The 25,105-nt window shown below is 34.8% G+C and carries 33 protein-coding genes and 4 pseudogenes; 35 read left to right on the top strand and 2 right to left on the bottom strand.

Annotated features, from left to right (window positions below):
• The first annotated feature begins 86 nt into the window (after positions 1–86).
• The 35 genes and pseudogenes from MN187_RS10090 to MN187_RS09930 all read left to right on the top strand — a co-directional run bounded on the left by MN187_RS10090 (position 87) and on the right by MN187_RS09930 (position 23,766).
• The gene (locus MN187_RS10090; RefSeq protein WP_242094702.1) at positions 87–1,379 is read left to right on the top strand and encodes an N-6 DNA methylase; all 1,293 of its coding nucleotides are present in this window, start codon (positions 87–89) and stop codon (positions 1,377–1,379) included.
• The gene (locus MN187_RS10085; RefSeq protein ID WP_242094700.1) at positions 1,376–1,816 is read left to right on the top strand and encodes a restriction endonuclease subunit S domain-containing protein; all 441 of its coding nucleotides are present in this window, start codon (positions 1,376–1,378) and stop codon (positions 1,814–1,816) included. The genes MN187_RS10090 and MN187_RS10085 overlap by 4 nt, the downstream gene beginning before the upstream one ends.
• 52 nt (positions 1,817–1,868) lie before the next feature.
• Positions 1,869–2,099, top strand: coding sequence for a hypothetical protein (locus MN187_RS10080; RefSeq protein ID WP_242094698.1), 231 nt, complete (start codon positions 1,869–1,871; stop codon positions 2,097–2,099).
• Between the two features lie 2 nt (positions 2,100–2,101).
• Positions 2,102–2,347 carry a hypothetical protein gene (locus MN187_RS10075; RefSeq protein WP_242094696.1) on the top strand — a complete coding sequence of 82 codons (246 nt, stop codon included), beginning with the start codon at positions 2,102–2,104 and terminating at the stop codon, positions 2,345–2,347.
• Positions 2,348–2,364: 17 nt separating this feature from the next.
• Positions 2,365–2,793, top strand: coding sequence for a terminase small subunit (locus MN187_RS10070; RefSeq protein ID WP_242094773.1), 429 nt, complete (start codon positions 2,365–2,367; stop codon positions 2,791–2,793).
• 12 nt (positions 2,794–2,805) lie between these two features.
• Positions 2,806–4,052: pseudogene (locus tag MN187_RS10065) on the top strand (PBSX family phage terminase large subunit).
• 27 nt (positions 4,053–4,079) lie between these two features.
• Entirely contained in the window at positions 4,080–5,408 is a 1,329-nt protein-coding gene (locus tag MN187_RS10060; RefSeq protein ID WP_242094782.1) for a phage portal protein, read from the top strand.
• Positions 5,409–5,410: 2 nt separating this feature from the next.
• Positions 5,411–5,608 carry a hypothetical protein gene (locus MN187_RS10055; RefSeq protein WP_242094689.1) on the top strand — a complete coding sequence of 66 codons (198 nt, stop codon included), beginning with the start codon at positions 5,411–5,413 and terminating at the stop codon, positions 5,606–5,608.
• Positions 5,609–5,660: 52 nt separating this feature from the next.
• Complete coding sequence (locus MN187_RS10050; protein ID WP_242094771.1) at positions 5,661–6,530, top strand: minor capsid protein; 870 nt, start codon at positions 5,661–5,663, stop codon at positions 6,528–6,530.
• Positions 6,531–6,543: 13 nt separating this feature from the next.
• Positions 6,544–6,858 carry a helix-turn-helix domain-containing protein gene (locus tag MN187_RS10045; protein ID WP_242094684.1) on the top strand — a complete coding sequence of 105 codons (315 nt, stop codon included), beginning with the start codon at positions 6,544–6,546 and terminating at the stop codon, positions 6,856–6,858.
• Positions 6,855–7,244 carry a hypothetical protein gene (locus MN187_RS10040; RefSeq protein ID WP_242094682.1) on the top strand — a complete coding sequence of 130 codons (390 nt, stop codon included), beginning with the start codon at positions 6,855–6,857 and terminating at the stop codon, positions 7,242–7,244. The genes MN187_RS10045 and MN187_RS10040 overlap by 4 nt, the downstream gene beginning before the upstream one ends.
• A 133-nt stretch (positions 7,245–7,377) precedes the next feature.
• Complete coding sequence (locus MN187_RS10560) at positions 7,378–7,611, top strand: capsid assembly scaffolding protein Gp46 family protein (protein ID WP_256463848.1); 234 nt, start codon at positions 7,378–7,380, stop codon at positions 7,609–7,611.
• A gap of 44 nt (positions 7,612–7,655) precedes the next feature.
• Positions 7,656–7,961 (top strand): capsid assembly scaffolding protein Gp46 family protein, encoded by a 306-nt coding sequence (locus tag MN187_RS10555; protein WP_256463847.1) that lies wholly within the window; start codon positions 7,656–7,658, stop codon positions 7,959–7,961.
• 3 nt (positions 7,962–7,964) lie between these two features.
• Positions 7,965–8,799 (top strand): annotated as a pseudogene (locus MN187_RS10030) (N4-gp56 family major capsid protein).
• A 14-nt stretch (positions 8,800–8,813) separates the two neighbouring features.
• Entirely contained in the window at positions 8,814–9,143 is a 330-nt protein-coding gene (locus MN187_RS10025; protein ID WP_242094672.1) for a phage head-tail connector protein, read from the top strand.
• Positions 9,140–9,454 carry a hypothetical protein gene (locus MN187_RS10020; protein ID WP_242094671.1) on the top strand — a complete coding sequence of 105 codons (315 nt, stop codon included), beginning with the start codon at positions 9,140–9,142 and terminating at the stop codon, positions 9,452–9,454. Before MN187_RS10025 ends, MN187_RS10020 begins: the two co-directional genes overlap by 4 nt.
• Entirely contained in the window at positions 9,441–9,833 is a 393-nt protein-coding gene (locus MN187_RS10015) for an HK97-gp10 family putative phage morphogenesis protein (protein ID WP_242094669.1), read from the top strand. Before MN187_RS10020 ends, MN187_RS10015 begins: the two co-directional genes overlap by 14 nt.
• The gene (locus MN187_RS10010; RefSeq protein WP_242094667.1) at positions 9,833–10,219 is read left to right on the top strand and encodes a phage capsid protein; all 387 of its coding nucleotides are present in this window, start codon (positions 9,833–9,835) and stop codon (positions 10,217–10,219) included. Before MN187_RS10015 ends, MN187_RS10010 begins: the two co-directional genes overlap by 1 nt.
• Before the next feature lie 12 nt (positions 10,220–10,231).
• Positions 10,232–10,735, top strand: coding sequence for a phage major tail protein, TP901-1 family (locus tag MN187_RS10005; RefSeq protein WP_242094665.1), 504 nt, complete (start codon positions 10,232–10,234; stop codon positions 10,733–10,735).
• 30 nt (positions 10,736–10,765) lie between these two features.
• Entirely contained in the window at positions 10,766–11,110 is a 345-nt protein-coding gene (locus tag MN187_RS10000) for a tail assembly chaperone (protein WP_242094663.1), read from the top strand.
• Positions 11,111–11,154: 44 nt separating this feature from the next.
• Entirely contained in the window at positions 11,155–11,463 is a 309-nt protein-coding gene (locus MN187_RS09995) for a hypothetical protein (RefSeq protein WP_242094661.1), read from the top strand.
• A gap of 16 nt (positions 11,464–11,479) precedes the next feature.
• On the top strand, positions 11,480–13,783 hold the full coding sequence (locus tag MN187_RS09990; protein ID WP_242094769.1) for a tape measure protein: 2,304 nt from the start codon (positions 11,480–11,482) through the stop codon (positions 13,781–13,783).
• A 13-nt stretch (positions 13,784–13,796) separates the two neighbouring features.
• A complete protein-coding gene (locus tag MN187_RS09985; protein ID WP_242094767.1) occupies positions 13,797–14,585 on the top strand; it encodes a distal tail protein Dit in 789 nt (262 codons plus the stop codon).
• Complete coding sequence (locus MN187_RS09980) at positions 14,563–15,693, top strand: phage tail spike protein (RefSeq protein WP_242094764.1); 1,131 nt, start codon at positions 14,563–14,565, stop codon at positions 15,691–15,693. Before MN187_RS09985 ends, MN187_RS09980 begins: the two co-directional genes overlap by 23 nt.
• Before the next feature lie 97 nt (positions 15,694–15,790).
• The gene (locus tag MN187_RS09975) at positions 15,791–16,246 is read left to right on the top strand and encodes a hypothetical protein (protein ID WP_242094762.1); all 456 of its coding nucleotides are present in this window, start codon (positions 15,791–15,793) and stop codon (positions 16,244–16,246) included.
• Positions 16,201–16,899, top strand: a pseudogene (locus MN187_RS10710) (hypothetical protein); the annotation flags it as partial. The gene MN187_RS09975 and the pseudogene MN187_RS10710, both read left to right, overlap by 46 nt.
• A gap of 123 nt (positions 16,900–17,022) precedes the next feature.
• Positions 17,023–17,433 (top strand): annotated as a pseudogene (locus MN187_RS10705) (M23 family metallopeptidase); the annotation flags it as partial.
• Between the two features lie 11 nt (positions 17,434–17,444).
• Positions 17,445–18,434, top strand: coding sequence for a BppU family phage baseplate upper protein (locus tag MN187_RS09965; protein ID WP_242094761.1), 990 nt, complete (start codon positions 17,445–17,447; stop codon positions 18,432–18,434).
• A 50-nt stretch (positions 18,435–18,484) separates the two neighbouring features.
• Positions 18,485–19,108: a phosphodiester glycosidase family protein gene (locus tag MN187_RS09960; protein ID WP_242094759.1), complete on the top strand. Its 624-nt coding sequence runs from the start codon at positions 18,485–18,487 to the stop codon at positions 19,106–19,108.
• Positions 19,109–19,114: 6 nt separating this feature from the next.
• A complete protein-coding gene (locus tag MN187_RS09955) occupies positions 19,115–21,145 on the top strand; it encodes a glycosyl hydrolase family 28-related protein (RefSeq protein ID WP_242094757.1) in 2,031 nt (676 codons plus the stop codon).
• Between the two features lie 23 nt (positions 21,146–21,168).
• On the top strand, positions 21,169–21,456 hold the full coding sequence (locus tag MN187_RS09950) for a hypothetical protein (protein ID WP_242094756.1): 288 nt from the start codon (positions 21,169–21,171) through the stop codon (positions 21,454–21,456).
• Positions 21,457–21,505: 49 nt separating this feature from the next.
• Positions 21,506–21,865, top strand: coding sequence for a hypothetical protein (locus MN187_RS09945; protein WP_242094643.1), 360 nt, complete (start codon positions 21,506–21,508; stop codon positions 21,863–21,865).
• Positions 21,866–21,879: 14 nt separating this feature from the next.
• Positions 21,880–22,212, top strand: coding sequence for a phage holin, LLH family (locus MN187_RS09940; protein ID WP_242094641.1), 333 nt, complete (start codon positions 21,880–21,882; stop codon positions 22,210–22,212).
• A gap of 36 nt (positions 22,213–22,248) precedes the next feature.
• Positions 22,249–23,550 carry a glucosaminidase domain-containing protein gene (locus MN187_RS09935; RefSeq protein ID WP_242094638.1) on the top strand — a complete coding sequence of 434 codons (1,302 nt, stop codon included), beginning with the start codon at positions 22,249–22,251 and terminating at the stop codon, positions 23,548–23,550.
• A gap of 30 nt (positions 23,551–23,580) precedes the next feature.
• Positions 23,581–23,766 (top strand): hypothetical protein, encoded by a 186-nt coding sequence (locus tag MN187_RS09930; protein ID WP_242094636.1) that lies wholly within the window; start codon positions 23,581–23,583, stop codon positions 23,764–23,766.
• 74 nt (positions 23,767–23,840) lie between these two features.
• On the opposite strand, the gene MN187_RS09925 is transcribed toward MN187_RS09930, so the two are convergent.
• Entirely contained in the window at positions 23,841–24,203 is a 363-nt protein-coding gene (locus MN187_RS09925) for a DUF5388 domain-containing protein (RefSeq protein ID WP_242094754.1), read from the bottom strand.
• A gap of 4 nt (positions 24,204–24,207) precedes the next feature.
• Entirely contained in the window at positions 24,208–25,005 is a 798-nt protein-coding gene (locus MN187_RS09920) for a ParA family protein (protein WP_242094632.1), read from the bottom strand.
• Positions 25,006–25,105 lie beyond the last annotated feature (100 nt).

The raw sequence follows: 25,105 nt of genomic DNA, 5'->3' as shown, positions 1-25,105 counted from the left end.
TTTTTTCTTGCTATTTTTTTATTTTTATAACGCATAATCTGTCAAAGGGTTATGCGTTTTTATTATGTATGTAAAGAGGTGTGATTATGCTATCAATAAGCGATATAAACAATTTAATAGGCGTAGATGAGAGTTTTCACGCTTCGTATAAATTATCAGAAATATTAGAACAAAAAGAAGTTAGAGAAGATTTATTTAATCGTTTTTTAAAAAAAGAAAGCGACTTGTCATACGATTGGTTTACGGAATATTTTCAAGCAGAGCATTCTGACCGGAAAGGGAAAAAACAAGATTTTACGCCTGATGGAATAATAAAAATAGCAAGCGGCGTTTTAGGTCCAGTTGACTCAAATGCTGATATATGCGCGGGAACTGGTGGCTTAACGATTAAGCGATATTCAGAAAATAAAGATGCGTCATTCTATTGTGAGGAGTTTTCTGATAGAGCGATGCCATTTTTATTATTCAATCTTGCGATAAGGAATGTTGACGCTACAGTTTTTCATGGTGACTCTTTGACAAGAGAAGCTAAAAGTATTTATAAGCTGTCTAAGAGTGATATCTATTCCGATATAGAAAAAATAAGCGAAATACCTGAAATTAATGCTGAAACAACTATCATGAACCCGCCTTATTCAATACCGTGGGATGCTAAAAAAGAGAGGCTGCAAGAAGATAGGTTCAAAGATTATGAAGTGTTAGCTCCGAAAGCAAAAGCAGATTATGCGTTTTTACTACAAGGGTTACACATGTTAAAAGAAAACGGAGTTATGTCCATAATTTTACCGCACGGTGTTCTCTTTAGAGGGGCAGCAGAAGGGAAAATAAGACAAAAATTATTGGAACTTAATTACATAGATGCTGTTATAGGTTTACCACCAAAAGCATTTATAGCAACTGATATACCTACAGTAATACTTGTATTGAAAAAAAATAGATGTAATAAAGATGTGTTGTTCATTGACGCTTCTAAAGAGTGCGTAAAAAGTGGAAGCTACAACGTAATAGAGCAAGACAATGTGAACAAAATACTAAGCATTTACCATGAAAGGGAAATAGTTGATAAATTTAGCAATGTAATAACGTTTGATGAAATCCTAGAAAATGACTTTAACTTAAATATACCGCGTTATGTTGATACATTTGAAGAAGAAGAACCAATAGATTTAACAAAAAACTTAAATGAGTTGCAAGAAATAGATAAGAAAATTAGGGAGAGCGAAATTGAATTAGCGTCTATGTTGTCAGAGTTAGTGAGTTCAGATGTAAATTCAAGCGTACAAGAAGAAATAGACGGTCTGTCTAATTATTTTTATCAAAGAAATAACCATTTCCCAAGAAAGAAAACATATAAAGGGGAGCAGTTGAGCTTATTATGATAGATATCAATACATATTTAGAAGTTAAGTTAGAAGATGTGGCAGATTTCGAAAGAGCTAAAAAAGGTAAAGTCTATCCAGCTGGCAGTTCTTACATTCAAATTTCTGCAACAAGAGGGCAAATAGGTTTTTTATACGAGCCAGGAACAATAAAAAGCAAAGACGTCGTTATAATTCCGCAAGCTGGTATTGATAGATATTATTTCAATATAATTCTACAAAGGAACATAAATGAGTTTATTAATAAATATTCTACTGGTATAAATATACAAGAAAAAGAAATAGCAAATTTTCCTATACAGCTTCACGGGTATGTGGAGCAAGTCACTATAGCTAAAATAGTGCGGCAAATGGATAATAGGTATAAAGAAAAAGAAAGCGAAGTAGAAAATATAAAACAATTAAAAAAAGGGTTGTTAAGTAAGATGTTCGTTTGATGCATTAATTATTATTAGTTAATGCGTTTTTATTATGCGTAGGAGGTAACACATGTATAAACGTAAAGTAGTAATTCATGAAGATAAAGATTATTTAAATTTAGTAAAAAGAACTATTGAACGAGATTACAACGATATTAAAGAACCAGTATTTTTAATTGATATTGTAGAAGATTTTGATGAAGAACAAATTACTTTATTAGCGTATGGCGAAAATTACACAAAAACAAAAGCAGATGAGCTTTTAGACTGGTGCGTGTCACATTATAACAAGGAGGAATAGCAATGGGTTTAACAACGTTAGAAGAATTGAACAGCGATTTTAAAAAAGAAGTGTTAGACGAGAAGTTAAAACAGATTAACGAAACGATTAAAAATCAGTACAAAGAAAATGTTCTAGGCAAAGGCGATAAATTTGTGGTAATTGATTCAGGTGAATTGAAAGAACAAATCGCAGAAGAATTAAACAAAGCAGGTTACACAGTAGAAGATAGTGATAAGTTTCCGAATGCGATTAAAGTTAGCTGGTAGAAAGGTGGTGATGGAAAGTGAGTGAGTTAAATCAACGACAACAAGCGTTTGCTGATGAGTACATCATCACAGGCAACGCATATCAATCAGCGATAAGGGCAGGCTATACAGAAAACTATGCTAAGAATGCAAAAGAAAAACTGGTGGATAAAGGTGGAAGTGTATCGGAATATATCAAAGAAAAGTTAAAACAAATCCAAACAGAAAAACATTTAACAATGGAAGAAGCGTTGGCTATTACATCGTCAATTGCAAGAGGTGAACCGCAAATTTATGTATCTAGAGAACTTGATCCAGAAACACAAGAAGTGTTATCTGAAGAATTGCATCAACATTCAGCTAGTTCTAAAGAACGTAATCAAGCGCTAGAACATTTTTATAAGATAAATGGCGTGTTCACCGAAAAACGTGATGTGGACTTAAAAACACTGACATTAATATTGTGATTGGTGATAAAGATGACGATTAATATATCTATACCAAAACCCGAAACAGTATTTAATGATTATATATACGATTGCTTGTTTGATTACTCCTACCCTACTGAAGTTCATTATGGCGGTGCTAGTAGTGGTAAATCGCACGGCGTAGTACAAAAGGTCGTGCTTAAGTCATTGCAGAATTGGGAGCATCCTAGACGTGTTCTGTGGCTTAGAAAAGTAGCGTCAACGATTAAAGAATCTATTTTTCAAGATGTTTTAGAATGTTTGTCGTCGTTCCAGATATTAGAGCATTGCAAAGTTAACATGACTGACAGACGTATTGAACTACCTAATAAAGCACAGTTTATTTTTAAAGGGATGGACAACCCTGAAAAGATTAAGTCTATTAAAGGTGTTTCGGACGTTGTGATGGAAGAAGCGACAGAATTCACACTTGATGATTACACACAGTTAACACTTAGAACTCGTGAGAAAAAGCATAAAGACAAACAAATATACATGATGTTTAACCCAGTTTCTAAAGTGAATTGGGTTTATTCGTATTTCTTCATTAATAAGCAACCAGACGCAAAAGTTTATCAAACGACATATAAACACAATCGTTTCTTAGATGAACGTACAAAGCAAAATATAGAACTTTTAGCACAACGTAATGAGGCTTACTACAAAATATATGCACTTGGCGAGTTTGCTACGTTAGATAAGCTTATTTTCCCTAAGTATGAACGTAGATTATTGAATAAGATGAACTATCTCATCTACCGTCATATTTTGGCGTCGATTTTGGTTTCGTTAATGACCCGTCTGCTTTTATTCACTTAAAAATAGATGAAGACAACAAAACGATTTATTTCATTGAGGAATACGTTAAAAAAGGGATGTTGAACAACGAGTTAGCAGAAACGATTAAAACTTTAGGCTATTCAAAAGAAGTTATCACTGCTGATTCTGCTGAAAAGAAATCTATTGAGGAAATGCGTAGAAATGGTATTGAACGAATTAAACCAGCTAAAAAGGGTCCCGATTCAATCATTCAAGGGATTAACTTCCTGCAGCAATATGATTTTGTGGTTGATGAACGTTGTGTGAAGTTGATTGAGGAGTTAGAAAACTATACCTGGCTTAAAGACAGCAAGACAAACGAATATACTAATAGACCGATTGATTCATATAACCACGTTATAGATGCAACTAGATACGCCGTAGAAGCAATAAACGGCAAAGGACAGATTAAAGTACAATTTTTCAAAGGAGGATTGTAATTGGAATATTTTAAACCACCGAAAATTATGACGTTCGATAAGGATAAAGAAATCACTTCAGACGTTGTAAAAGAATTTATACAAAAACACCAAGCAGAGTTACCGCGTTACCAAGAATTAATGAATATGTATAAAGGTTACATGCAAATTTACAAGCAACAAGCAAAAGCACAGTACAAGCCAGATGTTAGATTGGCTGTTGGGTTTCCTAAATATATCGTAGACACGTTTACGGGATATTTTAACGGTATACCAGTAAAAAAATCACATCCCGATAAACCAATAGCAGAAAAGGTTGAGTTGTTCGAAAGCACAAATGACATTGAGGACACTGAACATGAGTTAGCTAAACTAGCATGCGTTTATGGTCGTGCTTATGAATTGATGTATCAAGATGAAGAAACGCAGACACGAGTTACTTATGTTAGTCCAGAAAATATGTTCATTGTTTATGACGACACAGTAGCGCAAGAACGATTGTTTGCGGTGAGTTATAGCGTAGATGATGATGGCGTATTATCTGGTGCTGTTTACACGAAAGAATGTGAGTATACGTTTAAAACGCAAGATGGAACGGATAAGATTGGTTACATCGAAGAAACAGAAAACATATATGATGATTTACCAGTGTACGAGTTTTACTTTAATGAAGAACGTATTGGAATATTCGAGGGCACACGTTCGTTGATTAATAACTACAATAAAGCATTGTCAGAGAAAGCGAATGACGTGGAATATTTTAGTGATAGTTATATGTTAATGCTTGGATTACCTATTGACGAACAAACAATGACGACTATGAGAGATACAAGAACGATTAACGCAAGTGGTGAGGGTTCAGAGAAAGCCGTCGTTAAATTCTTAGATAAACCCGATAGTGACCAAATGACAGAAAACTATTTGGATCGTATCGAACGATTAATTTTTAAAACATCAATGGTAGCAGATATTTCAGACGAGAAATTCGGGGCGTCAACTTCTGGTACTGCATTAGCCTATAAATTACAAGCTATGAGTAATCTAGCGTTATCTTTCCAACGAAAGTTCGAGAGTGCGCTTAGAACTCGTTATAGCTTGTTTTTTAGTGTCCAAACTAATTTTCCAGAATCTGAAAGTGACAAATGGAAAGAGCTAGAATTTCACTTTGCACGTAACCAACCTAAAAATCTTAAAGAAGAAGCAGAAACAGCCACAATGTTACTAAACGTGACAAGTGAAGAAACGGCATTATCTGCATTGTCAATCGTGCCAGACGTTCGAGCAGAGATTGACAGGATAGAAACAGAGAATAAAGAAAAAATGGATAATGAATCGTTTGACATTACACCAGCAAAAGAAGTAGTCGAGGAGGTTTAGCAATGGAAAAAGTGATAGAAATAATCACGATTGATAACAAGTCAATAAAAGTAATTGCAACAGAAGAAGAACTAAAGAGAAATATCGAACTCGCACAAAAAGGCTACTTCATGACGTTTAAAGAATTGGAGTGGAGAACTCAAATAACGTTTAATACAGCGAATGTAATTGCGATAAACAATTTGGGTAAATGGAGATAAACGAGGTGTCGGTGTAAATGACTAAAACACACGTTACTGGTCCGAACGTAAGATGAATCAGAACATACTGAAAGATAAAGAACTCGTTAGAGAAGTAAATAAACGCATGCAGTTGCTACGTGACGATATACAGAAACAAATCAACGCAGAATTAGAACGATATGCTAAGCGTGAGAATATCTCAACAGTTGAAGCACGTATGAGAGCCGACAAGATGGACGTAGAAGCGTTTCAACGTAAGGCGAAAGATTATGTTCAACGTAGAGACTTTTCAGATAGAGCAAACTATGAACTGAAGTTATACAACTTAAAAATGAGGATGTCACGACTTGAATTATTAAAAGCTAACATTGGTTTAGAAATGATTTCAACGTTTGATGAGTTAGATAAATTCCTACGTAAAGAATTGTCAATCGAGGGTTACAAAGAGTTAGAATTTCAAGCTGGTATTTTAGGCGAAACAATATTCGGTGATTACAAGAAGATCGTAGAAGCTGTCGTGAACGGAACGTTTAAAAACACATCTTTCAGTGAGCGTATATGGAGCTATCAGACAGAGTTAAAACTAGAGTTAGAGAAGTTGATTACTAAGCAGTTGGTCGGTGGACATAACCCACGTGTAGTTGCTAGAGAGTTAAGGAAAACATTCGATGTTACTCAATCACAAGCGTATCGACTAATCAAAACAGAATCTGCACGAATCCAAACTGAACTGCAAGAGCAATCATTTAAAGAATACGGCGTTAAAAAATACGAGTTTATATCAGAGCCTACTGCTTGTTCGATTTGTAAATCATTGGACGGAAGTATTCACGACGTATCTAAATTAGAGGCTGGAAAGAATGCTTCACCAATGCATCCGAATTGCCGATGTACGACTGCACCGATAAGTGATAGAGAGATTAAAGATTTGCAGTATTGAGGAGGGGATACTAGTGAAAGATACTTTAGGAGATAAGATAAAAAGTATTAGGTTATTAAATGGATTAAGTTTAGAAGGGTTTGGAATGCTTTTTACACCTGTAGCTGATAAAAGTAATGTTTCAAGATGGGAGAAAAATAAAGCCGTTCCTACTCCAGATAGATTAAAGACTATTGCAGACCTCGGTAACGTAACAGTTGATTATTTAATGGGTATAGACGAAGAAAAAGATGACATGATTTCAATACCTGTCGCAGAATACGAACGACTAAAAGAAGCAGAAGAAAAGTTGAATAGTATAAAAGAGATTTTAGGAGGGGAAGTATGAGTAAAGTAACTTTATTCGGTTGTGACGATTCAGAAGAAACGCTTGATTATAAAAATAATTCTACCATCCCCGACACTGTCCAAGTCGGAGCGATAACATATGATGTCGTGACTAAGCCTTTTATCGACATTGACGGCGAACGTAATTATCAAGGTTCATGCGACTATCTAAACACTCAAATTGAACTTGTGGAGGACATGAGCGATGAACGTAAAGAAGATACGTTTTTTCACGAGTTAACTCACGCTATATTTTATGAAGCAGGGTTTGAGGAACAAGACGAGGACATGATTAACCGTGTCGGCAAAGTATTACATCAAGTGATTAAGGACAATGATTTTGAGAATGATTATGTAGAAACAAAAGATGGACGAATATATTTATAAATTAAAGATAACGAACTTTAAAGTAGTCTAGCGACTGCTTTTTTATTTTGTCCAAGCATTGAAGACGTTAAAAGCAAATGGATAACGTGCAAGCATTTAACCACGATAAAAGATATGGAAGGAGCTATCAATAATGGAAGAAACAGAAGTACAAGAAGTAGCAGTTGAGGAAGTTGAAGAAAAGAAGGAAGCTAGCCCTTCAAAAGAAACAACTCAACAAGCTAAATACACAGATGAAGACGTTAACGCAATTGTAGATAAAAAGTTCGCTAAATGGCAGAAAGATTTAGAAGCTAAGAAACAAGAAGCAGAAAAACTTGCCAAAATGAACGCTGAACAAAAAGCATTACATGAAAAAAACAATTAGAAAAACGTATTGCTGAATACGAGAAAAAAGAAAATATCAGAGAAATGGAAAAAGAAGCAAGAAAAATGCTATCTGAACAGAAGATTCCGATTACTGATGATATTGTGTCTTATTTTGTTTCAGAGGACGCAGAAAGCACTAAAAAAGGTGTTGAAGCATTAACCGCTTATGTAAATAACTTACAAGAACAGTGGGAAATAGCACGCAACACTGGTAAAACTCCGAAGAAAGTTGCAGGCAATACACAAACAGTTACAGTAGAACAATTTAACGCTATGACTTATTCAGAAAAAGCAGAGTTAGCAAGAAATAATCCAGAAGAATTCAATAAAATTACAGGAGGTCATTAGAATATGACGACAAAAATTGCAGATTTAGTAAATCCAGAGGTGTTAGCACCTATCGTATCTTATGAATTAAAAAATGCTTTACGTTTTACACCGTTAGCACAAGTAGATACTACTTTGACAGGACGACCAGGAAGTAAATTAACATTCCCAGCGTTCACTTACATCGGCGATGCGAAAGACGTTGCAGAGGGTGAATCAATTCCTTTAGATAAAATCGGAACATCTACTAAAGAAGTTGAAGTGAAAAAAGCTGCGAAAGGTACAGAAATTACAGATGAAGCAGTATTAAGTGGATATGGTGATCCAGTTGGGGAATCAAATAAACAATTAGGATTAGCTTTAGCTAACAAAGTTGATGATGATTTATTAGCGGCTGCAAAAGGAACTAGCCAAACAGCTACTATTGAAACAACTGTAGATGGTTTATCTAATGCGTTAGACGTATTCAACGATGAAGATGCGCAAGGTTACGTTTTAGTGATGAACCCATTAGATGCAAGTAAATTACGTTTATCAGCTGGCAAAGAATGGTTAAACGGTACTGAATTAGGAGCTAACAGAATCGTATCTGGCACTTATGGAGTTTTATTAGGCGCTGAAGTTATTCGCTCTAAAAAACTTAAAAAAGGCGAAGCGTTACTATTTAAAGTAGTAGCTAATCAACCAGCATTAAAACTTGTTACTAAACGTGGCGTTCAAGTTGAAACAGACCGCGATATTGTACGCAAAAACAACAGTAATCACGTCTGATAATCATTACGCTGCTTACTTATACGATGAAACAAAAGTGGTTAAATTAACTGTTAAGGCTCCTACTGTTACCGAAACCGAAAAATAATAGGCGGTGATTAGATGTTTGATGATATTCAAACGCTTATCAATGGTTCACTCGAAGAAAAGTTAAAAGTCATTGAAAAACTAACCACTCAACGATTAGCTGTTTTATTGACCGTAGACACCGCAGACGATATACCTAGTAAATTTAACTATATTATCGCTGATGTGTCTGTTAAACGGTTCAATAGGCTTTCTAACGAGGGAATGAAGTCGTATTCAGAAGAAGGTCTTAGTTTCTCGTTTCCTGATTCTGATTTCGACGAGTTTAAGGACGAAATAACAGAATTCAAACGTAAGAAAGCGTTAGAGGACGACCCACTAAAAGGGGTGTTTCGATTTATATGAGATTCATGAATGAAGTAACGTTTGTGGAATTAGGCAAAGAGTTTTATGACACTGACACAAGCGAATATGTGCGTTCTGACGATGTTAAAACAGTTGCTAATGTAAATGTAACGGACTTAGGTGCAGAACGTTCTGTCGTGCTATTTGGCAGTGTTAAAGAGGGTCGTAAAGTCATTCGAGTTATGCCACATTATGAAATACCTAAATTTGATTATGTTGAGTTTGATAGTAAGAATTGGCAGCTTGTGAAAGATACGAAACCACAGTATAGAAACAGTTTAATTGTGGAGGAATATCATGGCGAAACATAGAGCGGTTATGATAACTGGTGTTAATACGTTATCTGATAAACTTAAAGAAAATGTAACGATGGATTTGGTTAAAAAAGTTGTAGAAGAAAACACGATAGAAATGAAACGTAAAATGAAGCGTAATGCTAATTTTAAAGGTCATTATATAAAAGTTAAAGGTGGCAAGTTGAAAAAAATTGAGCCTACTGGCGAAACCAGAAGTTCAATAGAAGAAAAAATCAGTAGAAATGGTTTAACTGGTGTCGTATCACCTAAAACAGAATACGCTGCTTATCTAGAATACGGCACGCGTTTTATGTCTGCTCAACCTTTTGTAAAACCATCGTACGATTCACAGAAACGTATTTTCCTTGATGACATGAAGAAGTTGGTGAACTAATGAAATCAGTAGACCAAGCAATTTACGACGAGTTATTTAAACGATGTCAAAAATTAGGATATAAGGTATATGAGGATAGACCGATGAAAGAAGTTGGCTATCCTTTTATTGATTTTGAAGATACTGAAGTCAATCCAATACCTAATAAAAGTAACATAAAAGGCAATGTAAACATCACAATAAATGTGTGGGGACTTGCTAAGAAGCGTGCAGAAGTCTCTTACATTGCTGAACAGATATTTAATCAAGCAAATGAAATAAATGCAGCGTATGGCGTACCAGTGGCATTTAGACCAATGGCAAGCCAACGCAGAATGCTAACAGATAACTCCACAAACACAACGCTAAAACGAGCGATTGTTGAATTGGAGTTTTCTTTATTATAAGGAGTGAATTAATTGGCAAATTTAACAGTTAAACAAGGTAAAAATGTCGTCTTACTTTTTAGAGAATTAGCAAAACAAGGCGAAGAAGCCGCTTGGAAACTAGCTTTTCAAACAGAACATAGTATTCCAATTTCTGTAGATACTGACACAGTAGAAACAAAAGACGGTAATATTCAAGTGCCAAAAGAACCGACGTATGATCCATCTGCTACGTCGTTGATGGCAGACGGCGACAAACGTATTAAAGAATTACGCAAAGCAACATTAGAACGTCAGTTATTCGAGTTTTGGGAAATTGATAAGATTGAGAAAGACGAATCTGGAAAATTCGCAGCAACTTATTATCAAGGATATGTAACAAGTTTCGAACCGTCAGCACCAGTAGATGGAGCTGTAGAAGTATCTATGAACTTTGCGTTTAATGGCATCGGAAAAGATGGTTTAGCTACGTTAACAGCAGAACAAGAAAAAGTTACACAATATGAATTCGAGGACACAGTGAAGAAAGGCGAGTAAGCCTTTCTTTTTGTGAATGGAGGTAATTAAGTGGAGTTAGAAATTAACGGAAAAACTTATGAGTTTAAATTTGGCGTAAAGTTCGTTCGTGAAGTGGATAAAGAAATGCCAGTGGAACGCGAGGGTATGAAATTTGGTTTAGGTTTAGCTGCTAGAGTTATCCCAGAATTGCAGAGTGGTAACATTAGTACGCTATCCAAAGTCTTATATTTAGCTAGTAGAACAGAAAAAGACAAGCTAACTCAATCTGATATTGACGACTACGTTGATGATTGCGAGGACATCGAAAAATTATTCGATAAAGTGCTGAAAGAGTTGTCTGAATCAAACGCGGGAAAGTTAGCGATGAAAGAGTTCAAGAAGAAATTAAAATAACCGAAACATCAGAAGAAACATATGACCGTATAGTAATTAATGCTATGCGTTTTTTTGGCATTAATGACATGTTAACAATCGAACGCATGACGCTTAAAGAATTTAGTTTAAGAGCAAAAGCTAGTCAATTAAGGCGATTGGATAAAGAGTATTTTATCAGTTTACAAGCCTTTAAGAATCAAGAAGTACAAGCTACTACAGGAAGTGGCAAGAATGTTAAATCTAAGTTCAATACGTTTAAAGACTTCTTCGATTATGAGGGACGAGAACAAGAAATATTAGGCATTAAGCCAGTTGAAAAAATAGAAGAAGATACCACGTTAAGAAAATTATTATTAGAAGCAAACTCCTAAAAGAAAGGAGGTAAATATGGAAACATATAGTGTAGAAGCCATACTATCTGCAACGGATAAAGGTTTTACAAAAGCAATGAAAGACGCCGATAGTTCGCTTGGTGGGTTGGATGAAAAATCTAGAAAAGCTGGCGTGTCAATTGGCGACATCGCAAAAGGCGTTGGGGTATTCAAGTTAGTAGACAGTGCGGTAAATATGGTTACTGGCTCATTGGGTGGTGCTATTAATCGTTTTGACACGTTGAACAAATACCCCACAGTCATGCAAGCGTTAGGCTATTCAACGCAAGAAGTCGATAAGTCGATGAACAAACTAACGGAAGGTATCGATGGACTGCCGACAAGATTAGACGATATTGTAGCAAATACGCAACAGTTAGCTATTTCTACAGGTAGCTTGGACAAAGGTACAGACACAGCTATAGCATTGAACAACGCATTCTTGGCAAGTGGTGCCTCTACTGCTGATGCCGCTCGTGGTATGGAGCAATACCGACAAATGCTTGGTCGTGGCGAAGTCGATATGCAGTCATTTAAGTCAGTCCAGGAGACAATGCCGATTGCTATGGATAAAGTAGCGAAGTCATTTAAAGACAGAGGGGTTAATTCTGTTAACGAGTTATACGATGCGTTAAAAGGCGGAGAAATAACTTTTACAGAGTTTAACGATCGTTTGATTAAATTGAATGACGGCGTAGGTGGTTTTGCCGATTTAGCGAAAAAGAATAGTCAGGGTATTAAAACATCATTTGAAAATATTAAATCCGCTGTCATCAAAGGTGTCGAGAAAACTATTAGAGCGCTAGATGAGGGATTAAAAGGTGCTGGTCTTGGTTCGATAGCTGACAATTTAGATAAGGTTAAAAACGTTGTGAATCAAGCATTTGGAACAATCAATGCAGTAATTCCGCCGATGATAAAAATGTTTGTAGACTTTTTAGGTGTCATAAAACCTTTTCTACCACTAATTACCGCATTAGTTGGTTGGTGGGTAACGTATTCCGTCATGATGGGAACAGTTAGCAAAGTGACTAAAACAGCCGCCGCAGTCCAAAGAGTGTTCAATGCTGTTATGGCTGCTAATCCATATGTTGCGCTTGTCGCAGCGATTATCACTTTGGTTGCTACGATTGTTTATTTATGGAAAACAAACGAAGATTTCAGAAATGCAGTTATTAAGATTTGGGATGCTATAAAATCGTTTATATCTGATGCAGTAGATGCAATTGTTAATGTTTGGGACAAGATGAAAGAAACTATGAGTAATCTATGGAACGGCATTGTTGAAAAAGCTAGCGAGGTTTGGACTGCTGTTACAAAAGTTATCATGAACATCATAAGCCCATTTATTGATATCTTTATGAATCTGTGGAACGGACTATCTATTTCGTTGTCGCAAGTTTGGGATGGTATTAAGACTATTGCTAGTGGTGCATGGGAACTGATTAAAGCGGTGATTATGGGTCCGGTTTTAATTGTAATTGATTTAATTACAGGTGATTTTACTAATTTAGGAAATGACTTGCAATTGATTTGGGATAGCATCAAACAAGGTGCTAGTGCCATTTGGAACGGTATTAAAGACGTTATAACTGGATTGGTCAAAGCAATTGTGGAATACGTTAAATTTTCATTTGAATTGCAAAAAGAAGTTATTTCGAACGTATGGAATTACATTAAAGATTTAGCTAGTGAAGTGTGGAATAACATAAAAAACACTGTATCTAATTTAGCAGATAGCGCAGCGAATGGTCTTAAAAACGCTTGGGATAAAGGTCTTCAATGGACAAAAGATATCTTTGATGGCATAAAAAATGCTATTGAAGCGATTGGTGATGTCGATTTATTCGCAGCTGGTAAAGCTATTATTGATAGTTTTATTAATGGATTACAGCAAACTTGGGAAGCAGGTAAAGAATTTGTCGGTGGTATTGCTGACTGGATTCGTGAGCATAAAGGACCAATCAGTTATGACCGTAAGTTGTTAATCCCAGCTGGTAAAGCAATCATGGATAGTTTAAACGCAGGTTTAGACACTGGCTTTAGTAAAGTTCAAGATAATGTTAACGATATGACAAAATTCTTTGCAAATACTGCATTTAATCAAGATTTTGAGATTGGTGCAAACTTTAGTGATTTAGATAAGAAAATAAATTCAATGAACGATATGAACTTATCATCAAACAATGAATTGACACTTAAAAACAGTGCACAACCCGCCGAAATTAAATTAAGCATGGGCGGTCGCGTGTTCAGTGCATTTGTTGAAGATATTGGCGCAGTTATGCAAGCTGAAACTGATTTAAACTTACAAACATAGAAAGGAGGAAGACATGTATAAATTTATAGATACAACGATACAACGATGTAGACGTCATGAAGAATTGCCAACGTCTGCAATGAATTATAACGGCGTTTTTTTAGAAGAGTTGATTGACGGATATAGAACGCTATCTGTTGATGGTCGTGAGATGTTAAATATTGATTTGCAAACAGACAGTAAAATGATTGGTTCGCACGTATATAGCTACAAACTTCCTCCACGCATCATAACAGTGAAATATAAATTAGTTAATCGAGATCCGCAAGCTCTTTTATTAGAGTATCGGAAATTGATTAACTTTTTATTTTCTACTGAAGATGTCGCTTTGTGGTTTAATGACGAGTTAGACGTTATCTATCAAGGTAGATACTACGCTAGTAGTGAAGTGCCAGGCGAAACGACAAGTATTGTAAGTAGCTTTCAAATATACTGTCAAAACCCGATTAAGCGTACGACGAAAGTATTTACTACGAATGATTTCATAGGTATTGAAACACCGATTAAAACGTATCCTAGCACGATTAAAGTTGAGTTAGATACAAACACACCTTTAATCATTTCAAACGGTGTAGAAAAAATTAGACTGTTTCAAGATGTTGCTAAACGTGACGACGTTCTGCTATTTGACTTTGAAAAGGGTCAAATATTTTTAAACGGCAAAGAACGAACGAATATCCTTGAATTGAGTAGTGACTTTGAAAACTTCGAGTTAAGACAAGGAAGTAAAATCACTACTAATAATGGCACTGTTGAAGTAACGTTTAGGGGTGTAGTTTGTGACAGTTTATTTTTTCGATGATAATCAGCAATCAAGCAAGATTGTCACTAAGAATAATTTAATCGAGTGTATTCAAGAAAAAGAAATATCTGACAGACAAGACGATTTGATGAAAAACACGCTTAAAGTAACAGTTGCTTATGACAAAGTGATTGAAGAATCATCTTTTATGGCTGTTGAAGAAAAAGAAAACGAGTTCTCGTTATATCGAATACTAACAAATGCAGATAATAACAATAAATTATCTATTGTAGGTTCAGACTTCGCATATAACGAACTTGACGGGTACATAGTAAAAGAGATACGCCCACAGAAAGAATCAATTGTTTCAGTTGCAAGACGATTATTGAGTGGCACAGAATGGCAAATAAGACACGTTGACAGTGGTTTAAACACTGTTAGCGGGTCTTTTTATTATACCTCGATACGAGAATCGCTTAAAACATTGCAAACGTTTGGGTGCGAAATTGAATTTAGGTGTTCGTTGAATTCTGACGGTATTCATGAAAAATGGATAAACATTTATAAACGAATTGGTGAAAATACTGGCAAACGATTTACGTATGGTGATGATGTGTTAGAAATCGTTAAAACGATTGATAGAACTAACTTATATACTAGCGTAATCGGTCGTGGTAAAGGTGAAGAAGTCGGCGAAACGGAACAAGGTGACGCAACGTATGGGCGACGTATTGAGTTTGCGGATATTGAATGGAGTAAGTCAAAAGGTGACCCGTTAGATAAACCGCTAGGTCAAATCTATTTAGAAAATCCTGAACTCACGCAAATCTACGGTATACCGCAAAAAGACGGAACTATGAGAAAACGTGAAACTGTGGTTATTTTTGAAGACGAAGAAGACCCGAAAGAGTTACTTAAAAAGACATATGCACAGTTACAAGTGTTGTCTAGACCGCTGATTCAATTTAAAACAACCGTATTAAACGGTGACGCGATTGGTAACACAGTAAGCATCCATCACTTTGAAAAAGGTTATCACTATGAAACAAGAGTATTCAGAACTACGCTTGATAGATTAACTGGACGGCTTGAATGTAGTTTAGGTGAAACATCACACAGAGCGTTTCAAAAGCTAACGCTAAACAGATTAATAGTAAAAAGAGATTGAGGAAAAGAAAACATCTTATTACGATGCAACTAAAATATCTAAATGGCAATCAGACGTGATTAGAGGTGCTGGCGAGGAGGGCGGAAACGTCTTTCTAATGTCTCCGTCAGATTTAGGCACAGGAACGTCAAGAGCACCAGTTCAAACAGTATGGATGAACGGTCCTAACATTGATGAATCAGATAATTTTTTAGTCGCTAATAATAAAGGTATCGGATTTATTAAAGGTAAGTTTGCGACTGATAAATTTGCTACTGCTTGGGATATAAATGGTATTTTAACGCTTGGCGATGGAATGCTTATCTTAGGCGATAAAGAATCTGGTAAAATTCTTCAGAATACCAAAGATGGACTAGAGTTTTTTAACACTAAAAGTTCAATAGGTAAAATAGGTAATTCTGCGGTTGGTTTCCCTGGCTTCAGTGAACAAGGTAGCGATACTTCATCAAAAGCATTAGCGATCGTTTTAAACGATGAGGGAGAATTTTTAAAATTCAAACTGGTAAAATGTCTGGTATTTACGTGCCAAACCCCGAAAAATTTAAAAAATTAGGCAGTGATTTAATTATCACACATGGAACAGGTGACACAGATGGTATCATTTTGGCTACTGCCGGAACTTCAATTGGCTTATCTGGTAAAGGTGGAGAAACCGCTAATCAGATAAAAATAAATGCTACTGGGGGTTTATTTTTAAACGGCGAACAAGTATTCCCTGGAAAGGGTGGCGGCTCTGGCGGTGGTAGTGGTAGTGGTAACATCGGAACACGTGAAGACTATGCTAAAAATATGATCACTGATGAATTCGATGTCGATTACGAAAAGATGTTCAACAGTTATCTTGGTTTCCCACGTATTCAAGCGTGGGGGTTGAATAGTCGGGCGTCGTTTAATCAGTTAAATGAGATTATACGTTCGCAAGGCGTTTCGCCAGTTTTCTTTTGGGCTTATGAAAGCGGTGAGGGATATAACCCTAGTACGTCATTCTTAAATCACTTCTACACGAACGGTTCAAGTGCACAAGAAGAATGTCGTAGAACTGCTGCGTGGGTTCACTCTGAATCTCAAACTAGTGGTGCTTTGGCTTGGTACGATGCAATGTACCCTTATTATACGTCTCCTGCCGATAAGCAAGCCAAAGGTAATGCTTATATGGCTGAAACGCGTCCAGGTATGATTGCGAGAGTTATGTTAAAAGGGACTGCCGCTGCTACTTGGGCAATGTTCGACCCTGCAGCGTTGAGTGGTAGTGTAAACGGCGTTCAAGATTATTCTGACCCGTTCAAACATCAAATGTCTGCTATAGCAAGTTGGCAAGGTGTAAAAAAATACGGCAAACCAATGGCAAATTACATTGTAACAAGTGAATTTGGTTGGCGTACAAGCCCGTTAGGCGGAGGTAGTGAGTTTCACAATGCTATTGATTTAGCTTCAAACGGTGGTCGTGCTGATATTTTTGCTAGTAATGATGGAACAGTTGTTCAAGCAAGTGGACAATATTATGATTGGTACGGCAATTACGTCGTTATTAAGCACTCTGACGGACTTTACACTGGGTATGCGCATTTATCTAGTATCGGTGTTACGAACGGTCAGAAAGTATCTAAAGGGCAAAAAATAGGTGTTGAGGGGGCAACTGGTCCAGTAACTGGTCCGCATCTACATTTTCAATTTATGAAAAATTTCTGGCCGAACGGAAACGACGACTTTATCAACCCAAGAAAATATATTAATTTTTAGGAGGTATAAATTTGACAGATTACAACATACAATTAAGCACAACAGAAGATAATGCTGTTGGTGTTATTAAAATCAGACAAGATGACAACAAAACACAAAGAATTATAGCTAAGATTACAAGCAACGGTTCAGAAATGAAAGTTTCTGATTACGTTGTTTTTTTTAATGCTGTAAGTGATGGGCAAGTCATCGCAAGAGATTTAGCGAAGATAACTAATAATAATTCAACTGTTGAATATACAATAACTGCACCTTTTTACTCAAAAACAGGAAAAATAGATGCATTCTTTTCTTTTGAAAAAGATGGTAAAAGAGATAGCACTGCCAACTTTGTTTATCATGTAATTCCTGGTTCATGCAGAGGTATTAAAGGCGGTAGCTATATTTACGATTTAGAAGAACTTAAAAATGTTTCTGGTGAAATCGTTGGTAGTAAAGATTTATCGCCACTTTTAGAAAAAAATAGAGAATTAAGTGCTAGTTTTGATGGATTAAAAGTAGATGTTAACGACTATAAAAAAGAAACAGATGAGCAAATAGATTCATTAAAAAAAGATTTTTCTGATTTTACGGCTGACCAAAAAAAATCAAATGAAACATTCCAACAAACAGTTAACAATCAAATTTCTGATGCAGAAAATAAAATGTTAGAAGAAATCAAACGCCACGAAGTTAAAGACAGCGGCTGGATGAGCATGGAATTGGTTGGGGACTTTAAAGCACATGATTTATACCCGCTAAAATTTAGAGTTATAGGTAAGCAAGTTTATTTCAGTGGATGTGTGTTGAATGAAACAAAAGAAATCGAAGAAAAAACATTTGCTAAAATACCACGAAGTTTTGCACCAGAAGCGAGAATGGCGTTTTCAAACGCACAGATGAGTTCTGATGCTAAAGAAGTGGCTCAAATTGCTGTTTGGCAGAATGGAGAAATTCAAATTGTCGGTGTGTCTGCTGCAAAAAACGTGTTTATTAATCAGTGTTCCTACCCTTTAGTGTAGAGCCAAAGGTTTCTTTTAGCATGTCGAAGAAAAATAATACAAGGTATTACATGACAGAGCCTAAAAGCAAGTCTTTGGCTAGAGGTTTTGCTAAAGATGATTTTAATGGAATTAGCGAAAAAACAAGCTCATTTGCTAATCGAAATGACGTGTTCTTAGCTGTCAACGCATCTACTTTTGATGTTAACACTAATGAATTAAGAGGGATAAATGTTCAAGGAGAACAAATTTTTAAAGGTCAATCAAATATTTACGGAAGAACTTACTTAATTTATAAAGAAGGTAAATTAGGTTATACAAGTGATCCATTAAAAGAAAAAAATATTGATTTTAGTCTTGTTGGATTCTTTCCAATAATTGCAAACAAAGAAAACGTTATTCATAAATTTGATGAAGATTATCCGCATAAAGGTAATCCGAACCCACAGCAAATTATTTATCAGTATTCTGATGGTCAAATTGGTTTTTTAACAGTCGAGGGAAGAAGTAATAATCAGCGAGGATTAACGATTGAAGAATGTTGCGACATATTAATCGAACATAATGTTGACTTTGCCTATCTAATGGACGGCGGAGGCTCTATATCAACTTGTATCAATGGTTTTATGGTAAATGACGCACCAGAACGAAGTGGTGAAAGACCAGTTAAGGATTTTTTATATTTTAAGGAGTGATAAATATTGAATAAAGAAAAAAATATGAAACTAAATTTAAATCCATATTTTAAAAGCACGATTGAAACAAGTAGCGTTGTTTGGTCGCACGACGAAAACAGTTATCAATTTAATTTCGATTTCACTGAATACCTTTGTGATAAACCGTTTGATTTAACAGATGGTAAGCCACGAATCTTATTAGAGTTTTTAAACGATAAAAATGCTGAAGTACAAATTTATCCTTTAGTTGTTGACAGTGAAAAATTAGGCGTTGCACATTTTATCATTCCTGAACGAGTTTTAGGCTATGCTGGTGATGTTAAAGCGTCTTTAACCATTGATTTTAGCAATAAATCTTATGATTTAGGCAATTTCTCTTTTAGGATGAAAAAATCACCTATTGACAATAAAATGCCACAGTTACAATTTTATGTTGATGAGTTTGAGAAAGCACAAGATATATTCAAAAATGGTTTAGATGAATTTAACGACGATATAAAAGAATCTAACGCAAAAGTAGACGAAATCAAAGATTTGATTGTTCAGAATGACGTTCTAAAAAAAGCAGAAGCTGGTTCGTTTGAAGAATTTCGTGAACATGATGATACGATTATCAGTAAAATGAAAAATGAGTTTGAAAGTAATTATGTTAATGTTGAGTGGTTTGGTGCAAAATGCGATGGAAAAACTGATGATACACTTGCTATAAATAAAGCGATTAAATATGCTAACAAAAATGGTATAAATACTGTTGTAGTAAACAATGGTGTAAGTATGATTAAAGCACATGTTGACAATCAAACTGTTGGTAATTATCTTCAAAATGAAGGTGGTATTGAAATGCTGGACAATATTACACTTCATATTAAAAGTGGTGCAAAATTAAAAGCAATCACTAATGATAAAAAAGCGTATAACATCATTCGTGCACATAGAAAAAAATATTGGAAAATTATTGTTGATGGAGAAATCGAGGGAGATAATGACAGTCATACTGGAACGCAAGGCGAATGGGGATACGGTATTTCTGTTCAAGGAGGTAATGAATTTTCCATTTCGGGAACAGGTAAAATTTCTAATTGTTGGGGAGATGGAATTAATTTACAACGATCTTTAAGATTAGGTTCTGAAACTAGTGGATATTATCCTGAAAATGGAATCATAAGCGATGTTACTTGCGATAAAAACGGCAGACAAGGGATGTCCATTGAAGAGGGTAAAAATATTTATGTAAGAAATTCTATTTTTTCTAACTCTAATAGAATTTCTCCAAAATTTGGTATTTGCATCGAACCTGCTTGGCGAAATAAAGAAGATAATCCTGTTTGTGAAAACATTACAATTGATAATTGTAAAATTATTGGAAACGTCGGCGGAGGAATTACAACTGTCGGTACAACAATAGACAATAATATTCAATTAAAAAATATCGTCATTAAAAATTGTTATTTTGAGGGCAATGGAATTAACGCATCGTTAAAAACCAGTACAGCTATTTCGGGTAATCGAAGTGATTTAGAAATTGTCAACTGTACGTTTAAAGGCGATCAAAGCATATATGTTTCATCTTGTGAAACTGTAAATATTTTGAATAATGATTTAATGAATGGAACTGTTATGATTTTAAGCGATTCGACTTCTGATTATGACATAAGAACAAATTTGAATTTTATGAGTAATTCAATAAAAATTTTGAACGGAAAAACAAATACATATTCTAGTGTCTTTTTTACAGCTTTAAAAGGCGAAGAAGTCAACGTTTATGGGAATGATATTTTTTTTAACGGAATAAATTCTGTGATTATGAAATTTAGCGGGGATGAAAAAACTAAAACTAAAAAAGTGATGTGTTCAAGAAATACGTTAGTTGGTGGTTCAATATCAATTCAACATCAATTTGTAGATGTATTTAAATCATTCTCAAATACTATGATTGACGCTTCAAGTCAAGCGTTCAATTCAAACGGTTATGAAACATATTTTAAAGGGAACGATATCATTAACTGCCAAAAGGTATTTTTACTTTTTGTAATAATGACAAAGAATCAGTTTTAGAAATTAAAAACAATAAATTTGATGTGAAAGATAGTGTTGTTTTAACAGCTTATCAACCTAACAAGTCATTCAAATTATTTAACTTAGGGAATGAAAGCCCTGATAACGCTAAGTTTTCAGAACCAAGCATTGGTAATGCAGTATCTGATGATTCGGTAGTTGACGTTCATAATCCTCAAATTGTAACAGTAAAAAATCAGACAAAAACTGAAAACTTACCAATCGGTACGATGATTCAAGATTTAAATACTGGTTTTATTCTTTACAAAGCGTATAACGGATTACATAAAGTAACTACAACAAAAATATAGAATGACCAAACAGTCATTCTTTTTTATTTTACATTTTCGGAGGTGAAACATGGATTTACAAGAAACAGTTGACATGCATACGAAAAAATTAGAGCAACATGATAAAGCATTAATTGAATTACGCGAACAAAATGCTAAAGAAATCGAATCAATAAAATCCGATATTCGTTCGTGGAGTGTGACTTTAAGCGAGGGATTGGCACGAGTTGATGAAAGTAGTAAATACTTACGTGAACAAAATTCTAACATTTTAAATGAAATCATCGGTAGAAATAATAAATCAGATGAAAGAAATCATGAAATGGATAAAATAAAATGGCAATCTATTTTAAAAATTTGTTTAGCTATTTTTGGTTCTGGTGGTTTTATATATACTGTTGTTGATTTAATACTTAATACAATCAAATAAAAGGAGGTAAGCAAATGAGTGGTTTACAAGATGCGTTAATTAATTTGTTAGCAGTTGTTTTAACAGGTTTTTTAGGAATGGTTGCAACGAACGTCACACGATATTTTAAAAAGAAAGGCGTTTTATCTACGTTACAAGCGAAAGAAGCTAGTGTTGCAATAGCAGTAGATGCGATTGAACAAATTGCACGGAACGAACATATACCAGATAAATTTAACGCAGCTAAAAGACTAGCTGTTGAATTTTTAAACAAGCAAGGAGTTTCTATTAGCGAAGCAGAATTAGACATGTTGATTGAATCATCAGTCGCAGAAATAAATAAAAATATCAAAAATGAATTAGAGTAGTCAATCGACTGCTCTTTTTATTTTAGGAGGTGCAACGTGAACGAAAACGAGTTTTTAAACATCATTAAAGATGGTTCTATAAAAAGTTGGGGAAGTCATAGCGTTTTACCATCATTAGTAGCATCGCAAGCTATTTTGGAAAGTGGTTGGGGTGAAAGTGAATTAGCTAAAAACGCTAATAATCTATTTGGGATTAAAGCAGATAGTGAATGGCATGGTGATGTTTATGCAGTCGATACAAAAGAGTTTTTAAATGGTGAATGGACGACTGTTAAAGCTAATTTTAGGAAGTATGATGATATTGGCGAAAGCATTATCGACCACGCTAATTTCTTTGTAGAAAACGATTTTAGGCGCAACAACTATAAACAATTGATTGGTGAAACTGACTATAAAAAAGCTGTTAAGGCTATTTTAAAACCAGTTGCCGATTATAGTTATGCTACTGATCCAAATTATGAAGATAAAATTATTAAATTAATTGAACAATATAAATTGTACGAATGGGATAACGTTGCAATAGGAGGAAATGATATGGTAGAAAAAATTGGTTCAAGTCATGCTGGACATGGTGGTGCTGGAAGATGGACAGACCCAGGGGCTGTTGGAAATGGTTTACAAGAGGCAACAGTAGCACGAGAAATTAATGATAAGATTATTAAGTTAGTAGGTTGCAAAGATACGACAGATGATAGAGGTACAAGTGTTAACGGTATACTAGCTAATACAGTTGCTAATATCAACAATAGTCCTAGTGGGTATCAAATTTCTAACCACTTAAATTCGTTCGGTAGTGCAAGCGCAACGGGCGTTGAAGTGTTATATGGCGATATTTCAGATAAACCGATGGCAGAAAAAGTGTCTAAAGCAATCGCTGATGCGTTAGGAATTGCTAACCGTGGCGCAAAAGACGGTTCATGGCTATATATTGCTAATAACTCTAATTGGGATAAAAAAGTGCTATTGATTGAATGGGGGTTCATTTCAAATCCAAACGACATGAAAGCATTAAAAAACAATATGGATAAAGCTATTCAAGCAATGCTTAAATGCTTTGATTACAATGTCACAGTTGACACGCCAACTACTAATACTGACGTAGCAAACAAACGTCCACGACAAGCAGTAGAGACATATTGGTATGGTGTAGATAGTCCGAAGTATAAATTGATTAAACAGTATTTAAAGGATAATGATTTAAAACACACTGAAGAAAAAGGCGAAGATGGACGCATTAAGATTATTGTTTCTAGCTTTAATCAAGACAGCGACAATAAATATAAGTTAGAAAAATATTTAAGTAAAAATGATATGAATTTTGAAGTTGTTCTAGCATAAAAGCGTATCTTCTATATAGGAGGTGCTTTTATGACAATTGAAAATCTAGTAAACGAAATGTCTGAACTTAAAGTAAAATTAGTGTTAATGAATGGTGTAGACATGAAACGATTCAATCAAGCTTATTTTTATGCGATTGATATGTTGATTACTAAGATTGGAAATATTCAACACATCGAAAGTGAATATAAGTATTTTAAAAGCCTAGTCTCTTAATCGAGATTAGGCTTATTTTTTGTGTATTTTAATATTAAAACCACTGCACACACAGCGATTCTAAGGCGTTTAAATTATTTTTTGTGGGTAATCGTCTTGATAGTTTTATCTTCTAATACTTGATATTGGTAATCAAATTTTCTTTTTTCGTCTACGGTCATAGAGTCTATAATATTATTAATTAACAACTCTATTGTTTCTTTTTGCGTGTCGCCATAGCCAATTAATGATAATGCGTTTATCTGGTCTCTTAATCTAGTGTCTATTTTTAATGTAGTTGGTTTAGGTTCGTAAATAAAAGTAGGAGTTAAATTTTTAGTATCGTTATTATTTTCTTCTTTTTTAGGTAATTGATCCATAGTAAACTTTTTTTCAGGTTCAATCGTCGGACCTCTATCTATCTTCTTTTTATTTTTATTAGATTTCACTAACTTCATAATCTTATTCCTCCAAACGATTGATAAATTCTTCGGTCACATTGTTATACACTTTTAAGACTTTTTTATCATGCATATCATCGTTTGTTATACCAGTTAAATCATAACGTTTTAAGCGTTCCATATTTCTAATAGTTGTTTCAAATATATTAGACTCCCCAAAAATTTCTTTAGCAGCTTCTAAAGTAGACACATCAACAGGAGCACCATTCTTTAACAAAACTGGTAATATTCCAAGAACGTCAAGTGTAGGCGCATGAAATGTATCTATAACTTCATTTTGTATATATCTTAGAAATGCTTCGGCGCCCTGTAAACTTCTTTCGTGAGTTTGCATTACGATAACGCACCAATCAGATGCATACAGAGCTGAATCTGTTATCAATGAAATTGTTGGTGGTATGTCGATTAATATAAAATCATATTTATCTTTTAAAGGCTCTAGTAAAGAGCTGAAGTACATCACTCTCTCATTATAGTTAGTTACACTTTCCATAAAGCGTGGGAACAAGCTAAAATCAGCGCTAGATGCTAATAAGTCTAGATTGTTTTTAATATTTATCACAGCTTTGCTCAAATCTTCAGCTTGAATAGCAGCCATTAAAGTAGTATCAAAAACAGTCACTTCATTATCTAAATAGTTTTTCGTCTTTAAAAATAAGTTCGTCGCGTTACCTTGTGGGTCCATATCGACTAGTAAAGTACGATACCTCCTATTTGCTAATTCATTAGCAACCATTGTGCTATTGGTCGTTTTTCCTGTGCCACCTTTAAAATTTCCCCAAGTTACTATCTGTGCCATATTATTCACCTCGTCTATTTATTACCCTTATTCTACACTTTTCGTCTAAGGTATGCAAACGAAAAAAATAAACGGTATACAAGTAGTAAAGTATACAAGT

The sequence above is a fragment of the Vagococcus sp. CY52-2 genome (genome assembly GCF_022655055.1).
Lineage (GTDB): Bacteria > Bacillota > Bacilli > Lactobacillales > Vagococcaceae > Vagococcus.
Note: the sequence above shows the minus strand (reverse complement) of the source record. Positions and strands in the feature narration are given on the sequence as shown.